Origin of the sequence: Neoroseomonas oryzicola, from assembly GCF_012163135.1 — a bacterium.
In the GTDB taxonomy this organism is placed as follows: Bacteria; Pseudomonadota; Alphaproteobacteria; order Acetobacterales; family Acetobacteraceae; genus Neoroseomonas; species Neoroseomonas oryzicola.
In genome coordinates this window covers 333,537-351,523 of record NZ_JAAVUP010000003.1, presented here as the reverse complement: position 1 = coordinate 351,523, position 17,987 = coordinate 333,537, and the positions used below count along the sequence as shown (strand labels likewise).

The following is a 17,987-nucleotide window of genomic DNA, read 5'->3' as shown; positions in this document are numbered from 1 at the left end:
CCGGGCCGGTCAATGAAGCAGCGCCGCAGAGACGACATTTCTTCAGCGATGACTCAGGGCTCCGATGCGTTCACCTCCGCAGGACCCGCGGGGTGCCCGGACGCCTGCCGTGCCCGCCGCCGCGCCATCCTGCGGGCGACGACGTAGAAGACCGGCGTGAACAGCAGGCCGAACACGGTGACGCCCAGCATGCCGTAGAACACCGCGACACCAAGGCTCTGCCGCATCTCGGCACCGGCCCCCGTCGCGATGGTCAGGGGCAGCACGCCGAGGATGAAGGCGAGGCTGGTCATCAGGATCGGCCGCAGGCGCGTGCGGGCGGCAGCAACCGCCGCTTCCCAGCGCGACGCACCCTCATCTTCCGCCGCGCGGGCGAATTCGACGATCAGGATGGCGTTCTTCGCCGCGAGGCCGACCAGAACCACCAGTCCGACCTGCACCAGAACATTGTTGTCGAGCCCGGCCCAGCGTACGCCCATCAGCGCCGCCAGCACCGACATCGGCGCAATCAGCACGATGGCGAGCGGCAGCAGCCAGCTTTCGTACATCGCCGCCAGCACGAGGAAGACGAAGACCACCGCAAGGCCGAAGGCGATCGGCGCGGTGTTGCCGACCATCTTCTCCTGCAGCGCGATCTCGGTCCATTCGTAGCCGAAGCCTTCCGGCAAGGTCTCCGCCAACACGCGCTCCATGATGGCGATCGCCTGGCCGGTCGAGACGCCCGGCAGCGCCGCCCCCTGCAGCTCGACCGCGGGATACAGGTTGTAGCGCGGCATCCGGTACGGGCCGGAGGTCTCCTGGGAGGTCGCGAGGCTGCCGAGCGGCACCATCGCCCCGCCATCGCTGCGGGTGCGCAGCCGGGCGATATCCTCCGCCCCCGTGCGGTACTGCGCATCGGCCTGGGCGGTAACGCGCCAGGTACGGCCCAGCAGGTTGAAGTCGTTCACGAAGGCCGAGCCGAGATAGACGCTCATCGCCTCGTGCACCCGGCTGACCGGCACGCCGAGCATCTCCGCTCGCGCGCGATCGATGTCGGTGCGGATCTGTGGCGTCGAGGTGTTGAACAGGCTGAACGCGAAGGCGATGCCGGGCGTCTGGTTCGCGGCGCCCATCACCGCATGCAGCGCGGCCTCCATCGCCTGCGGGCCGCGCCCGCCCCGGTCCTGGATCATCAGCTTGAAGCCGCCGCCAGTGCCGATGCCGGGCACCGAGGGCGGTGCCAGCACGAAGACCATCGCATCGGGATCGCCCATCAGCCGCCCCTGGAGGTCGGCGAGGATGCCGCCCGCGGTCAGGCCCAGCGCGGCGCGATCCTCGAAGGGCCTGAGCGTCGCGAAGACCACGCCGGCATTGGGCGCGTTGGTGAAGGTCGCGCCGTCGAAGCCGACAAAGGCGACGGCGCTCTCGATGCCAGGCGTCGCCAGGATCGCGTCCGAGGCGCGGCGGATCACCGCATCGGTGCGCGCGAGGTTGGCGCCCGGCGGCAGCTGGAAGGCAGCGATGAAGTACCCGCGATCGAGTGGCGGGATCAGCCCCGTCGGCGTGGAGGTCACCGTCCAGCCCGTCGCCGCCAGCAGCCCGCCATAGATCAGCATCAGCAGCACGGGGATGCGGATCAGTCGCCGTGTCAGCGCGCCGTAGCCGAGCGACATCCGGTCGAACAGCCAGTTGAAACCGCGCGCGAAGGCGCCGAAGGGCCGCAGCAGCAGCGGGCTCGGGCCGTCGTGATGCGCATGCGGCTTCAGCAGGATCGCCGCCAGCGCCGGCGAGAGCGTGAGCGACACCACGGCCGAGAGCAGCGTCGCGACCGAGATCGTCACCGCGAACTGCTTGTAGAAGGCGCCCGAGATGCCGGGGATGAAGGCGGTCGGCACGAAGACCGCGACCAGCACCAGCGCGATGGCGATCAGCGCGAAGCCGACCTCGTCCATGGTCTTGCGGGCGGCCTCCAGCGGAGACAGCCCGCCCGCCATGTGCCGCTCCGCGTTCTCCACCACCACGATCGCGTCGTCCACGACGATGCCGATCGCCAGGATCAGGCCGAACATGGTCAGCGTGTTCAACGTGAAGCCCAGCGCCAGCAGGATCGCGAAGGTGCCGATGATGGAGACCGGGATGGCCAGCAGCGGGATCACCGCCGCGCGCCAGTTCTGCAGGAACAGGATGACGACGAGCACGACCAGCACGATCGCCTCAAGGAAGGTATGGAGCACCGCCTCCATGCTCTGCGCGATGAAGCGCGTCGGGTCGTAGACGATGCTGTAGCCGATGCCGGGCGGGAAGCTGCGTGCGGCCTCCGCCATCGCCGCGCGCACCGCGGCGGCGGTCTGCAAGGCGTTGCTCCCCGGGCGCTGGAAGACGCCGATCGCGGTGGCGAGCTGGTTGTTCAGCAGCGCGTTCACCGTGTAGTCCGCCGCGCCGATCTCGACCCGCGCGACGTCGCGCAGGCGCAGCGGCGCGCCGTTCTCGCCGGTGGCGATGATCTGCTCGCCGAAGGCCTCGGGGGTGGCCAGCCGGCCCTGGGTCAGGACCGAGAATTCGAAGGCACCGGCGTTCGCCGCGCGCGGCGCCTGGCCGAGCGCGCCGGCCGCGACCTGCACGTTGGACCGACGGAGCGCCTCAACCACCTCGCCTGCCGTCAGGCCGCGCGCGGCGATGCGGTCGGGGTCGAGCCAGATGCGCATCGCATAGTCACGCGCGCCGAACATCTGGGCATCGCCGACGCCGTCGATGCGCGCGATCCGGTCCTTGATGTTCAGCGTCGCGAAGTTCGAGATGTACTCATGGTCGCGGCTGCCATCCGGGGAGGTGACGTGCACCACCATCAGGAAGTCCGGGCTCGCCTTGCGCACGGTAATGCCGAGGCGACGGACCTCCTCCGGCAGGCGCGGTTCGGCCACCGCAACGCGGTTCTGCACCAGCACCTGCGCCTGGTCGCCGTTCACACCCTGGCGGAACACCACGGTCACGGTCAGCCGCCCGTCGCCGGTCGACTGGGAGGAGAGGTAGAGCATGCCGTCCACCCCGTTCACCTCCTGCTCGATCGGGCCGGCGACGGTCTCCGCGATCGTCTCGGCCGAGGCGCCGGGATACATCGCGGTGATCGTCACGCTGGGCGGCGCGATCTCGGGGTATTCCGAGATCGGCAGGCGGAAGGCGGTGATCGCGCCAACCAGCGTGATGGCGATGGAGATGACCGCGGCGAAGACCGGGCGGTCGATGAAGAAGCGGGCGAGGCGCATCGGGGCATGCCTTGGGCGTGGCCGCGTGCGATGCGCGCAGCCTGGGTGCGGGATGGGCGGTGAGGTCAGTCGGCCGAGGCGATCGGGCTCGGGCCGATGCGGCCCTGCTCCGCCGTCACGCGCATGCCTGGCCTCGCGCGGTGCAGGCCGCCGATGATGACGCGATCCTCCGGCGCCAAGCCGCTGCGCACGACCCGCAGGCCGTCACTGAGAGGCCCGAGCCGCACCTGGCGCGGCGTCACGGTGCCGTCGGCGGCGACCGTCAGCACCATGCGCCCGGTCTGGTCCGCCATCACCGAGGCATCGGGCACCAGCAGCGAGGGCTCCTCGCCCGTAGAGAGTCGGATGCGGGCGAAGCTGCCGGGGGTCAGGAACAGGTCCGGGTTCGGCACCACGGCGCGGACGCGGATGGTGCCGCTGCGCGCATCGAAGGCGCTGTCCACGAAATCGACCCGGCCTTCGCGGCTGAACTCCGCCTCATCCAGCAGGCGGAGCTGCACCGGCAGGCTGGTGCCGCGCAGCCCGGCGCGGGCCGATCGGGCCTGACGGAGATACTCGGCCTCGCTGGGGTCGAAGGTGACATACACAGGGTCGAGTGCGAGCAGGGTCGTCAGCACCGTCTGGCCCTGCTGGACCAGGTTGCCGGCATCGACGCGACGGTCGCTGACGCGGCCCGGGCGCGGCGCGCGGATCTCGGTGAATTCGAGGTCCAGTTCTGCCTGGCGCTCTGCGGCGCGGGCGGCGGCGAGGCCCGCCTGGGCCTCGCGCAGCGCCGAGCGGCGGGAATCGAGTTCCGCCTGCGGCGCGATCCGACTGGCCGCGAGGGGCTCGTAGCGCGCGACCTGCTGTTCGGCGAGCAGCAGCCGCGCCTCGTTGCGCGCCACCTCCGCCCGCGCGGTCTCGAGCGCGATCTGGAAGGGACGCTGGTCGAGCGTGAACAGCAGGTCGCCGGCCCGGACGATGGCGCCGTCGGTGAAATGCACCTGGTCCACCTGGCCGGAGACCCGGGCGCGAAGCTCGACGCGGGCGGAGGGTTCGATGCGCGCCGCGTGTTCCTGCCACTCGGTGACCGGGCGGGACAGCGGCGCGGCCACCGTCACCGGCGGGGGCGCAGGCTGCGCCAGGGCGACGGGTGCGGCGGCGGTGATGGCGGCGCCGACGGCCGCGCCCTGGATGCGGGCCAGCCATGACGTCCAGAGGCTTATCGTGGGCGCGGGGGCCTTGCGCGAGGGGGAGGTCATGGCCTATCTCCGACGAATGATACCGACCGGTCCGTCCCAGATAGAGTGACCGGTCGGTATCATCAAGTGCCTTTTTGTGCGGTGCCGAATTTTCCGGTGCAGCAAAAGGAGGGTTGATCGCCATGGCCGGCCCCGCCGCCGCCAAACCGAAGGCCGCCGAACGCATCCAGGACGCGGCCCGGGAATTGTTCGAACGCCAGGGCATCCGCGCCACCGGCGTCGAGGAAGTCTGCCGCGTGGCCGAGGCCACGAAGATGAGCCTCTACCGCGCCTTCCCGAGCAAGGATGCCCTGGTGGCCGCGATCCTCGCCGAGGATGCGGCGGAGCATGATGCCTGGCTGGATGAATCGCTGGCCCAGGCGCAGGACGCGGCCGGGCGGCTCCGCGCCCTGATCGAGGCGACGGCCGTCGAGGTCGCGGCGCCCGGCGTCTGCGGCTGCCCGATGCTGCTGGCCCAGGCGGAGTTCCGCGACCCGGAACATCCGACCTACAAGGTTGTCGCCGCCTTCAAGCAGGGCTGCCACGAGCGCATCCGCAGCCTCGCCGAGCAGGCGGGCGCGAAGGACCCGGTGGCATTGGCTGACCAACTGTCGGTCGTCATCGAGGGTGCGATTGCCTCGCGGAGCTATCTTGGTGAAGCACGCGCCGCGGATACGCTTCGCCAATGCGGGAGCCTGCTGATCGAGGCGGGCCTGGCGTCCGCGCGGCCGCCCTGCAATTCCGAGTAGCGCATTGCGGATCGCCGATCGGCCGCCAGCCGGATCCCGCTCGCCGGGCTTGGGATCCTGGCTCGGTCAGCCCCGGGGGTCGCCCATGCACTGACGACGGTGGAAATTCTGGGTGCGAAAGCTGTGAATTCTGGACCGGGGGGAGAGTGCGCCGGCTGGAGGTGAGCGCTTCGATCCGCCGATGCATCCGGCGGAGGGCGTGCACCGGGATTCGAACCGTCGCCGACCTGTTGGCTTCGGAAGGGGCGTCCAGCGTTACGCCACGCCCGCATGCGTTTGCCGGCTTGGCAAGGCCAGCGTGAAGACCCAGCACACCGTGAGCATGGCACCCGCGCCAGCCAGGCACGCGGTGAGTCCACCCCACCCATAGAGCAGCCCCGACAGCAGGATGCCGCCGAACCGCCCCGCGGCATTGGCGGCGTAGTAGAACCCGACATCCTCCGCCGCCTTCTCGCTGCCCGCATAAGCCAGCACGAGATAGGAGTGCACCGCGGAGTTCACCGCGAACAGCACGCCGAAGACGCAAAGTCCGATCGGCACGAAGACATCCGCCCGCGGCACCCCGGCCAGCGTCATCATCGCGAGCGCCGCCGGGACTGTCGCCAGCGCCAGCGACCAAGCCCGGGCCGCCGGCACCTCCGCCGAGAGTCCGTCCTCGCTGCGGCGGACCAATGCCGGCGCGGAGGCCTGGATCGCGCCGTAGCCGATCGTCCAGAGAGCAAGGAAGCCGCCGACCATGGTGAAGGTCCAGCCACTCGCATACAGGAATACGGGCAGGCCGACGACGAACCAGACATCGCGCGCGCCGAACAGGAAGACGCGCGCGGCGGCGAGAAGGTTGATGCCTTGGTTCTTGGCGAAGAGCTCCTTCGCCGATTTCGACGCCTTGGCTTTGCCCATCAAAGGCGGCAGCGACAGCACGACGCCCGCCAGCACCAGCGCCAGCGCCGTGGCCATGGCCCAAAGCGCGCCGCGGAAGCCGAGCGCCTCGAGCAGTGCCCCGCCCAGGAAGAAGCCCGCGCCCTTCATCGCGTTCTTGCTGCCGGTGAAGAACGCGACCCATTTGAACAGCCGCCGGGACGCCTCGCCGGCCGTCAGCTTGATGGCGGATTTCGACGCCGTCTTGGTGAGGTCCTTCGCCACGCCGCAAATGCCCTGCGCCACCACCACCCAGGCCACCGACAGCGCCGCGCCCCACTCCGGCGAAACCGCCGAGAGCAGCAGGAAGCCCAGAATCTGCGTGATCAGCCCCACAGCAAGCATGCGCGCGATGCCGAAGCGCGTGGCAAGCCACCCGCCGATCAGGTTCGCAGCGATCCCTGCGGCCTCGTAGAGCAGGAACAGGAAGGCGAGCGTGAAGGGCGAGTAGCCGAGCCGGAAGAAGTGCAGCAGCACCAGCATCCGCAGCGCGCCATCGGTCAGCGTGAAGCCCCAATAGGCGAGCGTCACGATGACGTAGTTGCGCGTGCCGTGCGACGCGGCGGCGGCAGTGCTGCTCACGCCGTCAAATCCCGACGGCCTGCATGTGGCAGGCGAGGTCCACCATGCGGCAGGCGTAGCCCATCTCGTTGTCGTACCAGGCATAGACCTTCAGCAGCGTGCCGTCGGTGACCATGGTGGACGGCGCATCGACGATGCTGCTGCGGGTATCGCGGGCATAGTCGGCCGAGACCAGGGGGCGCGTCTCGAAGCCCAGGATGCCGGCGAGTGGGCCGGCAGCGGCGGCGCGGAAGAGCGCGTTCACCTCCTCGGCGCTGGTCTCCCGCCGCATCTCGAAGACGCAGTCGGTCAGGGAGGCGTTGAGGACCGGGGCGCGCACGGCATGGCCGTTCAGCTTGCCTTTCAGCTCGGGATAGATCAGCGCGATTGCTGTCGCGCTGCCGGTCGTCGTGGGTTGCAGGGACAGCATCGCACTGCGGGCCCGCCGCAGGTCCTTGTGGGGCGCGTCGACCACGACGTTGGTGTTGGTCGGGTCGTGGATGGTGGTGATCTGGCCGTGGCGGATGCCGATGGCCTCATGCACGACCTTCACGACCGGCGCGAGGCAGTTGGTGGTGCAGGAGGCCGCGGTCACGATCGGGTGCCGCGCCGGGTCATAGAGGCCGTGGTTCACCCCCACGACCACGTTCAGCACGCTGTCGAACTTCACGGGGGCGGCGACGATCACGCGCTTCGCGCCGCGGTCGAGATGGCCCTGCAGCGTCTCTGGCGCGAGGAACCTGCCGGTGCACTCCAGCACCAGGTCCACCCCGAGGTTGCCCCAGGGGATCTCGCCGGGCTTCGCATGCGCGCTGAAGGTCAGGCGGCGATTGCCGATGCGGATGGCGGCGTTGTCCTCGGCCTCGATGGCCGTGCGCCAGCGCCCCTGGACGCTGTCGAATTCCAGCAGGTGCGCCGTGGCAGCGACGCCTCCCTTGATCTCATTCACGTGCACCACGTCGAGGCGGTTGCCCGCTCGCGGATCGTCACCGGGGCGTTCGGCAGCGCCCATCGCCGCGCGCAGGGCGAGCCGCCCGATGCGACCCATGCCGTTGATGCCGACCCTCATGCCCGGGCCCCCGCGGTGAGCGGCTGCGCCAGTTCGTCCAGGCGCGCCTTCAGCGCCATGCGGTCCACCGCGCCGAAGGGCAGGCTGGTGAAGATCCCGAGGCGTCGGTGCAGCGCCGCATAGAGCTCGTTCAGCAGCGTCGCCCGCTCCGTCACCGTGCCGGAAAACTTCGCCGGGTCGGGCAGCGGCCAGGCGGCGGTGACGTGGGTTCCCTCGAAATCCGGGCAGGCCTGAAGGTTCAACGTGTCACACAGGGCGATGACGAAATCCATCCGCGCGGCATCCGGTCCGGTGAACCCGTCCCAGGACTTGGAGCGCAACCCGGAGACGTCGTGGCCGATCGCCTTGAGTTGCGCGAGGACCTCGGGCAGCGGGCCGGTCGGCAGCGGCTCGGAACCGGCCGAGAAGGCGCGGAAGCGGCCCTGCCCGATGTCGTTCAGGATCGACTCGGCCATGATCGACCGGGCCGAGTTGCGCGTGCAGAGAAACAGGACATTGAAGGTCGCCGGTGTCATCCGGACGGTCTCCCTGGGGGCGTCGAACAGGCGGTGCAGGTCGCCGCAGCGCGCCGGATCACCGTCGCAGCAGGCATCGGACAGGAAGGTCAGCAGGGCGCGCAGGCGATCGACCTGCGCGGCGTAGATCAGGCTGCGCCCCTGCCGGGTCGCCGCGATGAGCCCGGCCTGGTCCAGCGCGCGGAGGTGAAAGGACAGCGTCGAGGGCGGCACGCCAAGCCGCGCGGCGATGTCACCGGCGGCGAGCCCGCTCGGCCCGGCCGCGAGCAGCACCCGCAGCAGATCGAGGCGCGTCTCCTGGCCCAGGGCGGCAAAGGCGAAGGCAGCCGTTGATGATTCCATGATTCGACGATAATCGAATTATTGAATCAGGCCAGTGAAGCTTCGATGACAGGCGCGCTCGGCTACCGCGCCTCCGCGGCCGTGAAGCCGAACCACCGTTCCCCGAGCCGCAGCGCCACGCCCACGAGCAGGATGAGCACCGGCACCTCGACCAGCGGCCCGATCACCGTCGCGAAGGCCACCGGCGAGGCCAGCCCGAAGGCGGCGATGGCCACCGCGATGGCGAGCTCGAAGTTGTTGGACGCGGCGGTGAAGGCGATCGCCGTCGTGCGCGGATAATCCGCCTCGATCAGCCGCCCCATCCAAAAGCTGACAATGAACATCACCACGAAATAGATCGCCAGCGGCATCGCGATCCGCAGCGCGTCCAGCGGCAGCCGCAGCACGTCCCCGCCCTTCAGCGCGAACATCGCCACGATGGTGAAGAGCAGCGCCGCCAGCGTGACAGGCGCGATGCGCGGCAGGAAGCGATCGCGGTACCAGGCCTCGCCACGGCGCGCGATCATCACGCGCCGGGTCAGGAAGCCGGCCGCGAAGGGCACGCCGAGATAGAGCAGCACCGCCCCCGCGATGGTGGCGAAGGAGACCTCCACCACGCGTCCCTCGAGCCCGACCAGCGGCGGCAGCACCGACAGGAAGAACCACGCATAGACGCCGAAGAACAGCAGCTGGAACACGCTGTTGAAGGCCACGAGCCCGGCGACATACTGGTTGTCCCCGCGCGCGAGCTGGTTCCAGATGATCACCATGGCGATGCAGCGCGCCAGGCCGATCAGGATCAGCCCGGTCATGTATTCCGGCCGGTCCGACAGGAACAGGACGGCCAGCACGAACATCAGCACCGGCCCGATCACCCAGTTCTGCACCAGCGAAAGCAGCAGGACGCGGCGGTCGGCGAAGACCTCGGGCAGCGCCTCGTAGCGCACGCGCGCGAGCGGCGGATACATCATCAGGATCAGCCCGGCGGCGATCACGATGTTGGTCCCGCCCACCGAGACGCTGTCGAGTGCCGCCGGCAGCCCCGGCACCAAGGTGCCGAGCGCGATGCCGAGCGCCATCGCCCCGAAGATCCACAGCGTCAGCCAGCGGTCGAGGAAGGACAGGCGCCGCGGCGCGGCCTCGGCGACAGCGCTCATGCCGCGCACCCCGGCTGGCAGGACGACACGGGCATGGCGGCGTCGAGCAGCGCGGCGCAGCGCTCGGGCTGCCCGCCGCAGCATTCCTGCACCAGGAAGGCGACGAGGCCGCGCACCGTCTCGAGGTCCACCGCGTAGATCACCTGACGGCTGTCGCGCCGGGACCGCGCCAGCCCGGCGCGCGACAGGATCGCCAGGTGCGTCGACATGGTGTTGTGCGGCGTGCCGAGGCGGCGGGCCACCTCGCCCGCAGGAAGGCCCGCAGGGCCGGCGTTCAGCAGCAGGCGGAAGGCCTGGAGGCGGGTGTCCTGGGCCAGGGCCCCGAAGGCTTCGATGAGGTGCAGCGCGTCCATATGTCGAGATTGCCGGAAATGTGACGCCCTGGCCATGCCAGCCGTGACGGGACTTGACGCGCCGCAAGGCCGCCCGGCGCCCCTGCGTGCAGTTTCCCCGCCGCCCCTGGCAGGAGAAACGCCCATGGCTGACCGTGACATCGTCATCTGCACCCCGGTTCGCACGGCGATCGGAACCTTCGGCGGCACGCTGAAGGACATGCCCGCCGCCGATCTCGGCGCGGTCGCCATCCGCGCGGCAATGGAGCGTGCCGGGCTCGATCCCGCCAAGGTCGACGGCGTGGTCATGGGCAACGTGATCCAGGCCGGCAACCGCATGAACCCGGCCCGCCAGGCGGCGATCGGCGCCGGCATCCCGGTGTCGGCGCCGGCCCTCACCGTGAACCGCGTCTGCGGCTCGGGCGCCCAGGCAATCGCCTCGGCCGCGCAGGAGATCCGCCTCGGCGAGGCCGAGGTGATGATCGCCGGCGGCATGGAGAACATGGACCGCGCGCCCTACCTGCTGCCGAACGGCCGCTGGGGCATGCGCATGGGCGACGGCCAGATCATCGACAGCATGCTCTACGACGGCCTGAACGACGCCTTCTCCGGCCAGCATTCCGGCTGGCACACCGAGGACCTGGTGACGAAGTGCCAGGTCTCGCGCGAGGAGCAGGATGCGTGGGCGCTGCGCTCGCAGACGAACTTCTCGGCCGCCCAGGCGGCGGGGAAGTTCGACGCCGAGATCGCGCCCGTGCAGATCCAGAGCCGCAAGGGCCCCGTCGCCTTCGCGAAGGACGAGCACAACCGCCCCGAGACCACGGCCGAGACGCTGGCCAGGCTCCGCCCCGCCTTCCGCAAGGACGGCACCATCACCGCCGGCAACGCGCCGGGCCTGAACACCGGCGCCGCCGCCATGGTGGTGGCCGCGCGCAGCGCCGCCGAACGGCTCGGCCTGAAGCCGGTGGCGCGCCTCGTCTCCGCCGGCGTCGGCGCGGTCGAACCGGGCATGTTCGGCCTCGGCCCGGTGCCCGCGGTGCAGCGTGCGCTGGCGCGCGCCGGCTGGACGGCCGCCGACATCGAGCGCGCCGAGATCAACGAAGCCTTCGCGGCCATCGCTATCGCGGTGATGCGCGAGACCGGCCTGAAGGAGGACGCCGTGAACCCCGAGGGCGGCGCCATCGCCCATGGCCACCCGATCGGCGCGAGCGGCGCCGTGCTGACCACCCGGCTGCTGCACGGCATGGCCCGTGCCGGCCAGACCCGCGGCCTCGTCACGCTGTGCATCGGCGGCGGGCAGGGCATCGCCCTTTGCCTGGAGCGCCTGCCCTGAACGAGCCTCGCATGACCCTTCCCGGCTTCCTCCAGGCGCCGCCGCGGCACCTGTTCTTCACCGGCAAGGGCGGGGTGGGAAAGACCTCGGTCGCCTGCGCCTCTGCGATCACCCTCGCGGAGGCCGGGAGGCGCGTGCTGCTGGTCAGCACTGACCCGGCATCCAACCTGGACGAGATGCTCGGCGTGGTGCTGTCGGATGTGCCACGCCCGGTGCCCGGCGTTCACGGTCTCTCGGCGCTGAACATCGACCCTGAGGCCGCCACCGAGGCCTATCGGAAGCGCGTCCTGGCGCAGATGGAAGCCGCGCCCGACACGGAGCGTTCGACCGTGCGGGAGCAACTCTCCGGCGCCTGCACGACCGAAGTCGCCGCCTTCGACGAATTCGCCGCTCTCCTGGCCGGTGATGCGGCCGATGTCGATCATGTCGTGTTCGACACCGCGCCGACGGGGCATACGCTGCGCCTGCTGAGCCTGCCGGCGGCCTGGACCGGGTTCCTCGAGGCGAATGAGGCAGGCGCCTCCTGCCTCGGCCCCCATTCCGGGCTGAAGATGCAGGAACGCCGCTTCCGCGCGGCGATGGAGTCCCTGGGCGATGCCGCGACCACGGCCATCATCCTGGTCGCCCGGCCCGACCGGGCGTCCCTCCTGGAGGCGGCCCGCAGCGCCGGGGAACTTGCCGCGTTGGGGCTGCGCAACCAGCGCCTGGTGGTCAATGGCGTCTTTCGCGCGGGCGCTTCGGATGACGTGGTGGCGCGCGCCATCGAGCAGGGTGGCCGCGCCGCGCTCGACGGCATGCCCGAGACGCTGAGGCTCCTGCCGTGCGACGAGGTGCCTCTGCGCGGCTTCGACATGGTTGGTCTCACGGCGCTTCGTGCGCTGCTGCAGCCAACCCCCGCGACGACAACTGCCATCCCGCCGGGGACAGCCGCGGCATCGGTGAAGACACCGGGTCTCGACGCCCTGGTGGACGGACTTGCCGCGCGCGGGCACGGCCTTGTCATGGTCATGGGCAAGGGCGGCGTCGGCAAGACGACGATCGCTGCGGCCGTGGCCATCGGTCTCGTCGAGCGCGGCCATGCCGTCCACCTCAGCACGACCGATCCGGCCGCACACCTCGCCATGACGCTCGGCGGCGAGATGCCCGGCCTGCGCGTGGACCGGATCGACCCGAAGGTCGAGACCGATCGCTACGTCGCCAAGATCATGGAAAGTCGGGGTCGCACCCTGGACGAGGCCGGACGCGCGCTGCTGCGGGAGGACCTGCGCTCCCCCTGCACCGAGGAAGTCGCGGTCTTCCACGCCTTCTCGCGCATCGTCGCCGAGGCGCGGAGCAGCTTCGTCGTGCTGGATACCGCGCCCACGGGACACACGCTTCTGCTGATGGACGCGACCGGCGCCTATCACCGGCAGATGACGCGCAACCTCGATCCGGCGAATGGTGCGGGACGCATCGTCACCCCGCTGATGCGGCTGCAGGACCCCGAGCACACGCAGGTCCTGCTCGTCACCCTTCCCGAGACGACGCCCGTCTCGGAAGCCGCGGCGCTTCAGGAGGATCTGCGACGCGCACACATCGAGCCCTATGCCTGGGTGATCAATCGCGCGCTCTCGGGCAGTGGCACGACGGATCATTTGCTGATGCAGCGGATGGCAGGCGAGCAAGCCCAGATCCAGCGGATCGAGAGCGGCCTCGCACAGCGGCTGTTCCTACTCCCCTGGCAAGCCGAGGCACCGGTCGGACTGGCCGCGCTCCAGCGCCTCGCGGCGTAGGGGCCCGGCCGGCGCCGCGGCTTCTACGTCAGCCGCAGCAGCCGCCGGCCTTCGGCGCCGGTGCCGCGGCCGGACCGCAGCACGCGCCGGCGGCGACGGGCTCGGCCAGGGTCGTCGCCGCGGCGGGGCCGCAGCAGCCCGCGGTCGCCGCGCTGCGCTCGGTCGAGCAGACGCCCGTCTCGGGCAGAACGAGTTCGACGCGCCGCGCCGCCGCGACATCGCCGGCAAGATAGGCCGCGATGGAGCGGACCTGCTCGTGGCCGGTCGCGAGCAGGAAGGTCGGCGCACGGCCGTAGCTCTTCATGCCGGCGATGTAGAAGCCCGCCTCCGGGTGGCGCAGCTCCGCCTCGCCATGCGGGCGCACCGTGCCGCAGGAATGCAGGTTGGGGTCGATCAGCGGCGCGACCGCCGGCGTCGCTTCCACAGCGGGGTGCAGCCCGAGGCGGATCTCGCGCAGGAAGGAAAGATCGGGCCGGAAGCCGGTCGCGACGACCATGCGGTCGGCCTGCACCGTCCGCGCGCGGCCTTCCTGCCGGCCGGACACGGACAGCGCGCCGTCCGCCTCCGCGATGCGGTCGATCAGGAAGGGGGCGAGCGCCGTCACGGCGCCGCTCTCGACCAGTGCCTGCGCTCGCGCGCCGAGCTCGCCGCGCTGGGAAAGGCCGTCGCGCGCGCCGCCGCCGAAATTCACCGCGCCGAGCGGTCTGCGGAATGCCCACAGGATGCGCGTGCCCGGCGCCGTCTTCGCGAGCTCGACGAGATCGAGCACCGCATTCATCGCCGAGTGGCCGGCGCCGACCACCAGCGTCGTGCGGCCGGCATGACTGGCGCGGTCCGCGCCGAGCACGTCCGGGATGCCGTAAGCGATGCGATCCGCATGTCGCGCCTCGCCCAGCGCCGGCATGCCGTGGCTGCCGGCCGAGTTCGGCGCGTTCCAGGTGCCGGAGCAGTCGATCACGGCACGGGCCTCGATCGCCTCCATCCCGCAGCAGGTTTCGACGTGCAGGACGAACGGTACCGCATCGCGGCCTTCGCCATTGTGCAGGCGCCCGAAGTCCCGCCGCGCGACGCCGACGACGCGCACGCCGGTGCGGATGCGATCGCGCAGGGCGCCGGTTGCAGCCAGCGGGGCGAGGTAGCGATCCACCAGCTCGCCGCCGGTCGGATAGGCCTCGGGATCGGGCTCCGCCCACCCCTCCGCCGTCAGCAGGGCACGCGCGGCGGCATCCGTGTTGAAGGCCCAGGGCGAGAACATGCGCACATGGCGCCAAGCGCGGACGGCCTGGCCGACCTCGGCGCCAGCTTCGAGGACCAGCGGCTCGATGCCGCGGGCGAGGAGTTGTGCGGCGGCGGCGAGGCCGATGGGACCGGCGCCGATGATCGCGACCGGCAGCCTCGTGTCGGCGGCCGGGTCATGCGTTGGATCGGTCGAAGCGGCTGCGGGCCGCGAACAGCACGAGGTCATGGGGTCCTCCACGCGCGAAATTCTGAACCACGATGCATTGATGATCGAGGCATTGGCCCACAGAAAAAGATTGGATCGCCGGTCACGGGCAGCATCCATCGTCCCCTGCGCGCGACTTGCGCGCCCGATCGGCGGCGGCGAAGGCGCGGCCGGTATCCTGTAGAGCCGCCGTCGCCTCCATCCAGGCGTCGAGGGCGACGCGGAATGCGGCACGCCCCGCCTCGGTGAGCTGGTAGACGCGGCGTTGCCGGCCCTGCACCACTTCCTCGTGCACGGTCAGGAAGCCGCCGGCCTCGAACTCGCGCAGCACGGGATAGATCGTGCCTTCCGTCGGAGAGCAACAGCCTCCCGTTGTCCGCTCGACGGAGCGCGCGATGTCGTAGCCGTGCATCGGCCCGTCATGCAGGACGCGCAGGATGAAGAACTTAGACAGGCCCATCTTGATCGTGCCCGCCCAGTAGTCGCGGGAGGCGTAGTCGACGCGCGGTGAGGGAACGGGGCGAACGGCCTTCATGCAGATCTTCTATACCTTGGTGTTCTATGCATCAAGGCGAAATGCAATTCGTGAACACATAATGAGCGCCTGGAAGGGCGCCGGGGCCTTGCGACAAGCGCGCAGCGGAGGAACCGGAGTCATGGCGCCCACCGCTTTGCGACGCCCACGGACAGTGTTGCGGTGCCGACATCGAGCGTAGCCGGCGCGATCTTCCTCGCCATGACGCGGAGGCTGTCGTTCGACCGTGTTGCGGCGCCGCATTCGACGAAGCGCGTCGGCCAGCGTGCCGCCGCGGATGCGCGTGCGGCGGCGCTCGAAATGCGCGAGCACCTCGGCCGTGGTCATCGGGCTGCCGTCATGGGTCGTCTCGAAGGTCTCGGCGAGGAGAGGCTCGACGCTGCCATTGGCGGCGATGCTGGTGAGCCCTTCGACATGGGCCTGCTGCACGCCGATCGCGCCGGTGTGCCGATGAGGATCCGCGACATCGACTCCAAGGGTGCTGATCTTCAGCGTCCCGCTGCGCATGGCGGGCGCCTGCGCCTAGGTGGTCCCCACAACTGCGGACGCACCGCTGCCGAGCAGAAGATGGCGGCACGAAAGATCGATGGCCACGGTCGTCGCCTCCATTGGTCAGGCCTGCAGAGGCCGAGCGCGGCTATCTCGGCTCGCTGCTGTGGCTGACGCTATTGGCGCCGGACCTCGTCGATATGATCCTGGATGGCCGGGTAACAGATCGCGTAACGCTTGCGGCTCTCCTGAGCCGGTTCCTCTGGTCTGGGGCGATCAGTGGGACACCTGATGTCGGGCAAGCCGGGGCGGCGCGCTGAACTGGAGGTCGCCTCGCGCCCCCAGATCACAGCATAACGTCCAATCCTAGCGCTTCGGCAGCCAGCGCTTGGCAATGCGGCAGGCAACCGTGAAGGCGGGGTTGAAGACGTTGCCCACATCATACCGGACAACCTGCCCCATCAGGTGGCTGGCGGCGCGAGCGCCCAGGCCGTAGTCCTCGCCGAGCCAACGCGACATCTCCGTCGTGGCGTGCTGCAGCGCCTGGTCCAGCGGCCGGGCATTGCCGACGGTGAAGATGTGGTCTGCCGTCTCGCCGCGCGGCCAGGTGATCGTCCGCTTCAGGACGCGGAAGGTCACCTCCATCTCGAACGATGTCTCGATGCCGGTGCCGGTGATCTCCCCGTCGCCTTGGCAGGCATGCCCGTCGCCGAGATAGAAGAGCGCGCCCGGCACTGCGACGGGAAACCAAGCAGTCGTGCCCGGCGCGAACAGGCGGTAGTCCATGTTGCCGCCGTTCTGTGCGCTGGTCGCGGTGGACAGTGCCTGCCCGCCCGCCGGCGCGACCCCGAAGCAGCCGATCATGGGCTGGATCGGCGCCGCAAAATCCTCGAGACCCGTCACAGTCTCCTGCAGCCGAACGGTTCCGGCCTCGCGGTCGATATCCCAGACGGCGCGCTGCTGCGGCGGCCGGTCGATGATCGCGGCCGGATCCAGCACGGTCAGGGCGAGCGGCGAGTAGGTCCAGCCCGTTGCACGGCTCGGCGTCAGCCGATCGATCCGCACGGCGAGCGTGTCACCAGGTTCGGCGCCTTCGATGTAGAACGGGCCGGTCATCGGGTTCGGCCGGCTGGCGACGGTCACCTCCCGCGCGTCGAGGCCGGACGCGTCGACGGTGTCCGTCACCACCGTGTCGCCATCAGCAACGCGTAGGCAGGGCTCGGCGACGCCGATCGCGTTGAAGTAGCGCGTGGGGCGGAAACGGTGCGTGGCCATGGGGCTCCCTGGGGACATCTCGCCGGCAGGGACCGAACGGTCCCTGCCTGGGCTGCTAGTGGCACGCTAGGAACGAGGTCGCCGAGCGGTCAAGGCACGGCGCGGGTGTTCCTGTATCAGCGATTGCTCGACAATGGAGGCCATTCCTCGATCAGCGAGACTGCGGCCGCCGAGCGGATCAAGCGTGGCTGGTTGGGGAGCCTGCTACGGCTGAAACTGCTCCCCCTACACATCCCGAGTTCCTGCAGCCCTCTACCGAGACCTGGGAGCATCAGCGGGAGGCTTTGGCGCCATGGCGCCGATTTCCGTTCGTCCGCTTTGCGCCCACTCCGATCATGCGCTGACGATGCGGCCATTCCCGAGAGCGGACATGCCCGCACCTGGACGGCCGTTCGCGAAGCCGAGCAGTCTTGCGGATTTAAGGTCGATCTCCGCCACGCGGCGCTACGCCGCGCGGTCGCGATGGCGCGCGGCCACCTGGTCAGGTAACGGCTCGACGCGGCCGATCAGCGCAACTGACACCTTCACGGGCTTCCCGCCACCGCCACCCTTTAGCGCTTGCTTGACAGGCGCGAACGGCGGACGATTAAGAAACACGCGGCGTCCCGTCGCCGAACAATGTAAGTTCAGGGATCGCGATGCAAGCTACGCAACTCAAAGCAGGCGTTTGGCGGATCGATTTGTCTGGCTTCCTCGACGCTGCCACGGTGTCGCGCATGGAAAGCCAGTTTACGCAACTCATGCCAGTCGACGGCCACGATGTGATCGTTGACTTGGGGGGCGTGGAGTATTGCGGCTCGCTCGGCATCCGCATGCTGCTGGTCGCAGCGAAGCTGGTGAAACAGCGTGGCGGCAGAATGGTGCTCTCGTCGCCGCGGGCCCAGATGCAACTGCTGATCGACACCGTGCGACTGGGCCACCTGATCCCGGTCGCGCCCAGCCTCGAAGAGGCTCAGGCGCTGCTCGGCTGAGCGTCTTCGGCCTGCCCGAATGTTCCACTCTCATCTGCGCGGGCCGCATCATGGGCGCGTGGAGGCTACAGGAAGAATTCGCCC

The 17,987-nt window shown here is 70.0% G+C and carries 15 protein-coding genes; 4 read left to right on the top strand and 11 right to left on the bottom strand.

Translation table 11 applies throughout. From position 1 onward, the window contains the following. Positions 1 to 53: 53 nt before the first annotated feature. Together GWK15_RS13215 and GWK15_RS13210 are read right to left on the bottom strand one after the other, a co-directional pair. Entirely contained in the window at positions 54 to 3,242 is a 3,189-nt protein-coding gene (locus GWK15_RS13215) for an efflux RND transporter permease subunit (protein ID WP_168041799.1), read from the bottom strand. A 65-nt stretch (positions 3,243 to 3,307) separates the two neighbouring features. After that, positions 3,308 to 4,483: an efflux RND transporter periplasmic adaptor subunit gene (locus GWK15_RS13210; protein ID WP_168041798.1), complete on the bottom strand. Its 1,176-nt coding sequence runs from the start codon at positions 4,481 to 4,483 to the stop codon at positions 3,308 to 3,310. 122 nt (positions 4,484 to 4,605) lie between these two features. Here GWK15_RS13210 and GWK15_RS13205 point away from each other — a divergent pair, with 122 nt between their 5' ends. After that, positions 4,606 to 5,211, top strand: coding sequence for a TetR/AcrR family transcriptional regulator (locus GWK15_RS13205; RefSeq protein ID WP_168041797.1), 606 nt, complete (start codon positions 4,606 to 4,608; stop codon positions 5,209 to 5,211). Between the two features lie 255 nt (positions 5,212 to 5,466). Here GWK15_RS13205 and arsJ read toward each other — a convergent pair whose 3' ends face one another. The 5 genes from arsJ to GWK15_RS13180 form a co-directional block, all read right to left on the bottom strand. Then, positions 5,467 to 6,711 (bottom strand): organoarsenical effux MFS transporter ArsJ, encoded by a 1,245-nt coding sequence (gene arsJ, locus GWK15_RS13200; RefSeq protein ID WP_338147245.1) that lies wholly within the window; start codon positions 6,709 to 6,711, stop codon positions 5,467 to 5,469. Between the two features lie 4 nt (positions 6,712 to 6,715). Further along, positions 6,716 to 7,759, bottom strand: coding sequence for an ArsJ-associated glyceraldehyde-3-phosphate dehydrogenase (locus GWK15_RS13195; RefSeq protein WP_168041795.1), 1,044 nt, complete (start codon positions 7,757 to 7,759; stop codon positions 6,716 to 6,718). Further along, positions 7,756 to 8,616, bottom strand: coding sequence for a metalloregulator ArsR/SmtB family transcription factor (locus GWK15_RS13190; protein ID WP_168041794.1), 861 nt, complete (start codon positions 8,614 to 8,616; stop codon positions 7,756 to 7,758). The genes GWK15_RS13195 and GWK15_RS13190 overlap by 4 nt, the downstream gene beginning before the upstream one ends. A gap of 62 nt (positions 8,617 to 8,678) precedes the next feature. Then, positions 8,679 to 9,752 (bottom strand): ACR3 family arsenite efflux transporter, encoded by a 1,074-nt coding sequence (arsB, locus tag GWK15_RS13185; RefSeq protein ID WP_168041793.1) that lies wholly within the window; start codon positions 9,750 to 9,752, stop codon positions 8,679 to 8,681. Beyond that, positions 9,749 to 10,105 carry an ArsR/SmtB family transcription factor gene (locus tag GWK15_RS13180; protein ID WP_168041792.1) on the bottom strand — a complete coding sequence of 119 codons (357 nt, stop codon included), beginning with the start codon at positions 10,103 to 10,105 and terminating at the stop codon, positions 9,749 to 9,751. The genes arsB and GWK15_RS13180 overlap by 4 nt, the downstream gene beginning before the upstream one ends. Positions 10,106 to 10,229: 124 nt before the next feature. Between GWK15_RS13180 and GWK15_RS13175 the strand changes: the two genes are divergently transcribed. Beyond that, the gene (locus GWK15_RS13175) at positions 10,230 to 11,417 is read left to right on the top strand and encodes an acetyl-CoA C-acetyltransferase (RefSeq protein WP_168041791.1); all 1,188 of its coding nucleotides are present in this window, start codon (positions 10,230 to 10,232) and stop codon (positions 11,415 to 11,417) included. An 11-nt stretch (positions 11,418 to 11,428) separates the two neighbouring features. Continuing rightward, on the top strand, positions 11,429 to 13,189 hold the full coding sequence (gene arsA / locus GWK15_RS13170) for an arsenical pump-driving ATPase (RefSeq protein WP_168041790.1): 1,761 nt from the start codon (positions 11,429 to 11,431) through the stop codon (positions 13,187 to 13,189). Between the two features lie 28 nt (positions 13,190 to 13,217). Here arsA and GWK15_RS13165 read toward each other — a convergent pair whose 3' ends face one another. The 4 genes from GWK15_RS13165 to GWK15_RS13150 form a co-directional block, all read right to left on the bottom strand. Next, entirely contained in the window at positions 13,218 to 14,654 is a 1,437-nt protein-coding gene (locus GWK15_RS13165) for an NAD(P)-binding domain-containing protein (RefSeq protein ID WP_168041789.1), read from the bottom strand. An 82-nt stretch (positions 14,655 to 14,736) separates the two neighbouring features. Beyond that, positions 14,737 to 15,168 carry a PadR family transcriptional regulator gene (locus GWK15_RS13160; RefSeq protein ID WP_245211625.1) on the bottom strand — a complete coding sequence of 144 codons (432 nt, stop codon included), beginning with the start codon at positions 15,166 to 15,168 and terminating at the stop codon, positions 14,737 to 14,739. A 24-nt stretch (positions 15,169 to 15,192) separates the two neighbouring features. Continuing rightward, positions 15,193 to 15,675, bottom strand: coding sequence for a hypothetical protein (locus tag GWK15_RS13155; RefSeq protein WP_168041788.1), 483 nt, complete (start codon positions 15,673 to 15,675; stop codon positions 15,193 to 15,195). Between the two features lie 348 nt (positions 15,676 to 16,023). Further along, the gene (locus tag GWK15_RS13150) at positions 16,024 to 16,932 is read right to left on the bottom strand and encodes an acetamidase/formamidase family protein (protein ID WP_168041787.1); all 909 of its coding nucleotides are present in this window, start codon (positions 16,930 to 16,932) and stop codon (positions 16,024 to 16,026) included. Positions 16,933 to 17,570: 638 nt separating this feature from the next. On the opposite strand from GWK15_RS13150, the gene GWK15_RS13145 reads away from it, so the two are divergent. After that, a complete protein-coding gene (locus GWK15_RS13145) occupies positions 17,571 to 17,903 on the top strand; it encodes an STAS domain-containing protein (RefSeq protein ID WP_168041786.1) in 333 nt (110 codons plus the stop codon). Positions 17,904 to 17,987 lie beyond the last annotated feature (84 nt).

Coding starts and splice junctions, on each gene's coding strand:
- GWK15_RS13175 (WP_168041791.1), top strand. CDS start 10,230: ATGGCTGACCGTGACATCGTCATCTGCACCCCGGTTCGCACGGCGATC.
- GWK15_RS13195 (WP_168041795.1), bottom strand. CDS start 7,759: ATGAGGGTCGGCATCAACGGCATGGGTCGCATCGGGCGGCTCGCCCTG.
- GWK15_RS13150 (WP_168041787.1), bottom strand. CDS start 16,932: ATGGCCACGCACCGTTTCCGCCCCACGCGCTACTTCAACGCGATCGGC.
- arsB (WP_168041793.1), bottom strand. CDS start 9,752: ATGAGCGCTGTCGCCGAGGCCGCGCCGCGGCGCCTGTCCTTCCTCGAC.
- GWK15_RS13205 (WP_168041797.1), top strand. CDS start 4,606: ATGGCCGGCCCCGCCGCCGCCAAACCGAAGGCCGCCGAACGCATCCAG.
- GWK15_RS13145 (WP_168041786.1), top strand. CDS start 17,571: ATGCAAGCTACGCAACTCAAAGCAGGCGTTTGGCGGATCGATTTGTCT.
- GWK15_RS13160 (WP_245211625.1), bottom strand. CDS start 15,168: ATGAAGGCCGTTCGCCCCGTTCCCTCACCGCGCGTCGACTACGCCTCC.
- GWK15_RS13210 (WP_168041798.1), bottom strand. CDS start 4,483: ATGACCTCCCCCTCGCGCAAGGCCCCCGCGCCCACGATAAGCCTCTGG.
- GWK15_RS13215 (WP_168041799.1), bottom strand. CDS start 3,242: ATGCGCCTCGCCCGCTTCTTCATCGACCGCCCGGTCTTCGCCGCGGTC.
- GWK15_RS13180 (WP_168041792.1), bottom strand. CDS start 10,105: ATGGACGCGCTGCACCTCATCGAAGCCTTCGGGGCCCTGGCCCAGGAC.
- arsA (WP_168041790.1), top strand. CDS start 11,429: ATGACCCTTCCCGGCTTCCTCCAGGCGCCGCCGCGGCACCTGTTCTTC.
- GWK15_RS13155 (WP_168041788.1), bottom strand. CDS start 15,675: ATGCGCAGCGGGACGCTGAAGATCAGCACCCTTGGAGTCGATGTCGCG.
- GWK15_RS13165 (WP_168041789.1), bottom strand. CDS start 14,654: ATGACCTCGTGCTGTTCGCGGCCCGCAGCCGCTTCGACCGATCCAACG.
- GWK15_RS13190 (WP_168041794.1), bottom strand. CDS start 8,616: ATGGAATCATCAACGGCTGCCTTCGCCTTTGCCGCCCTGGGCCAGGAG.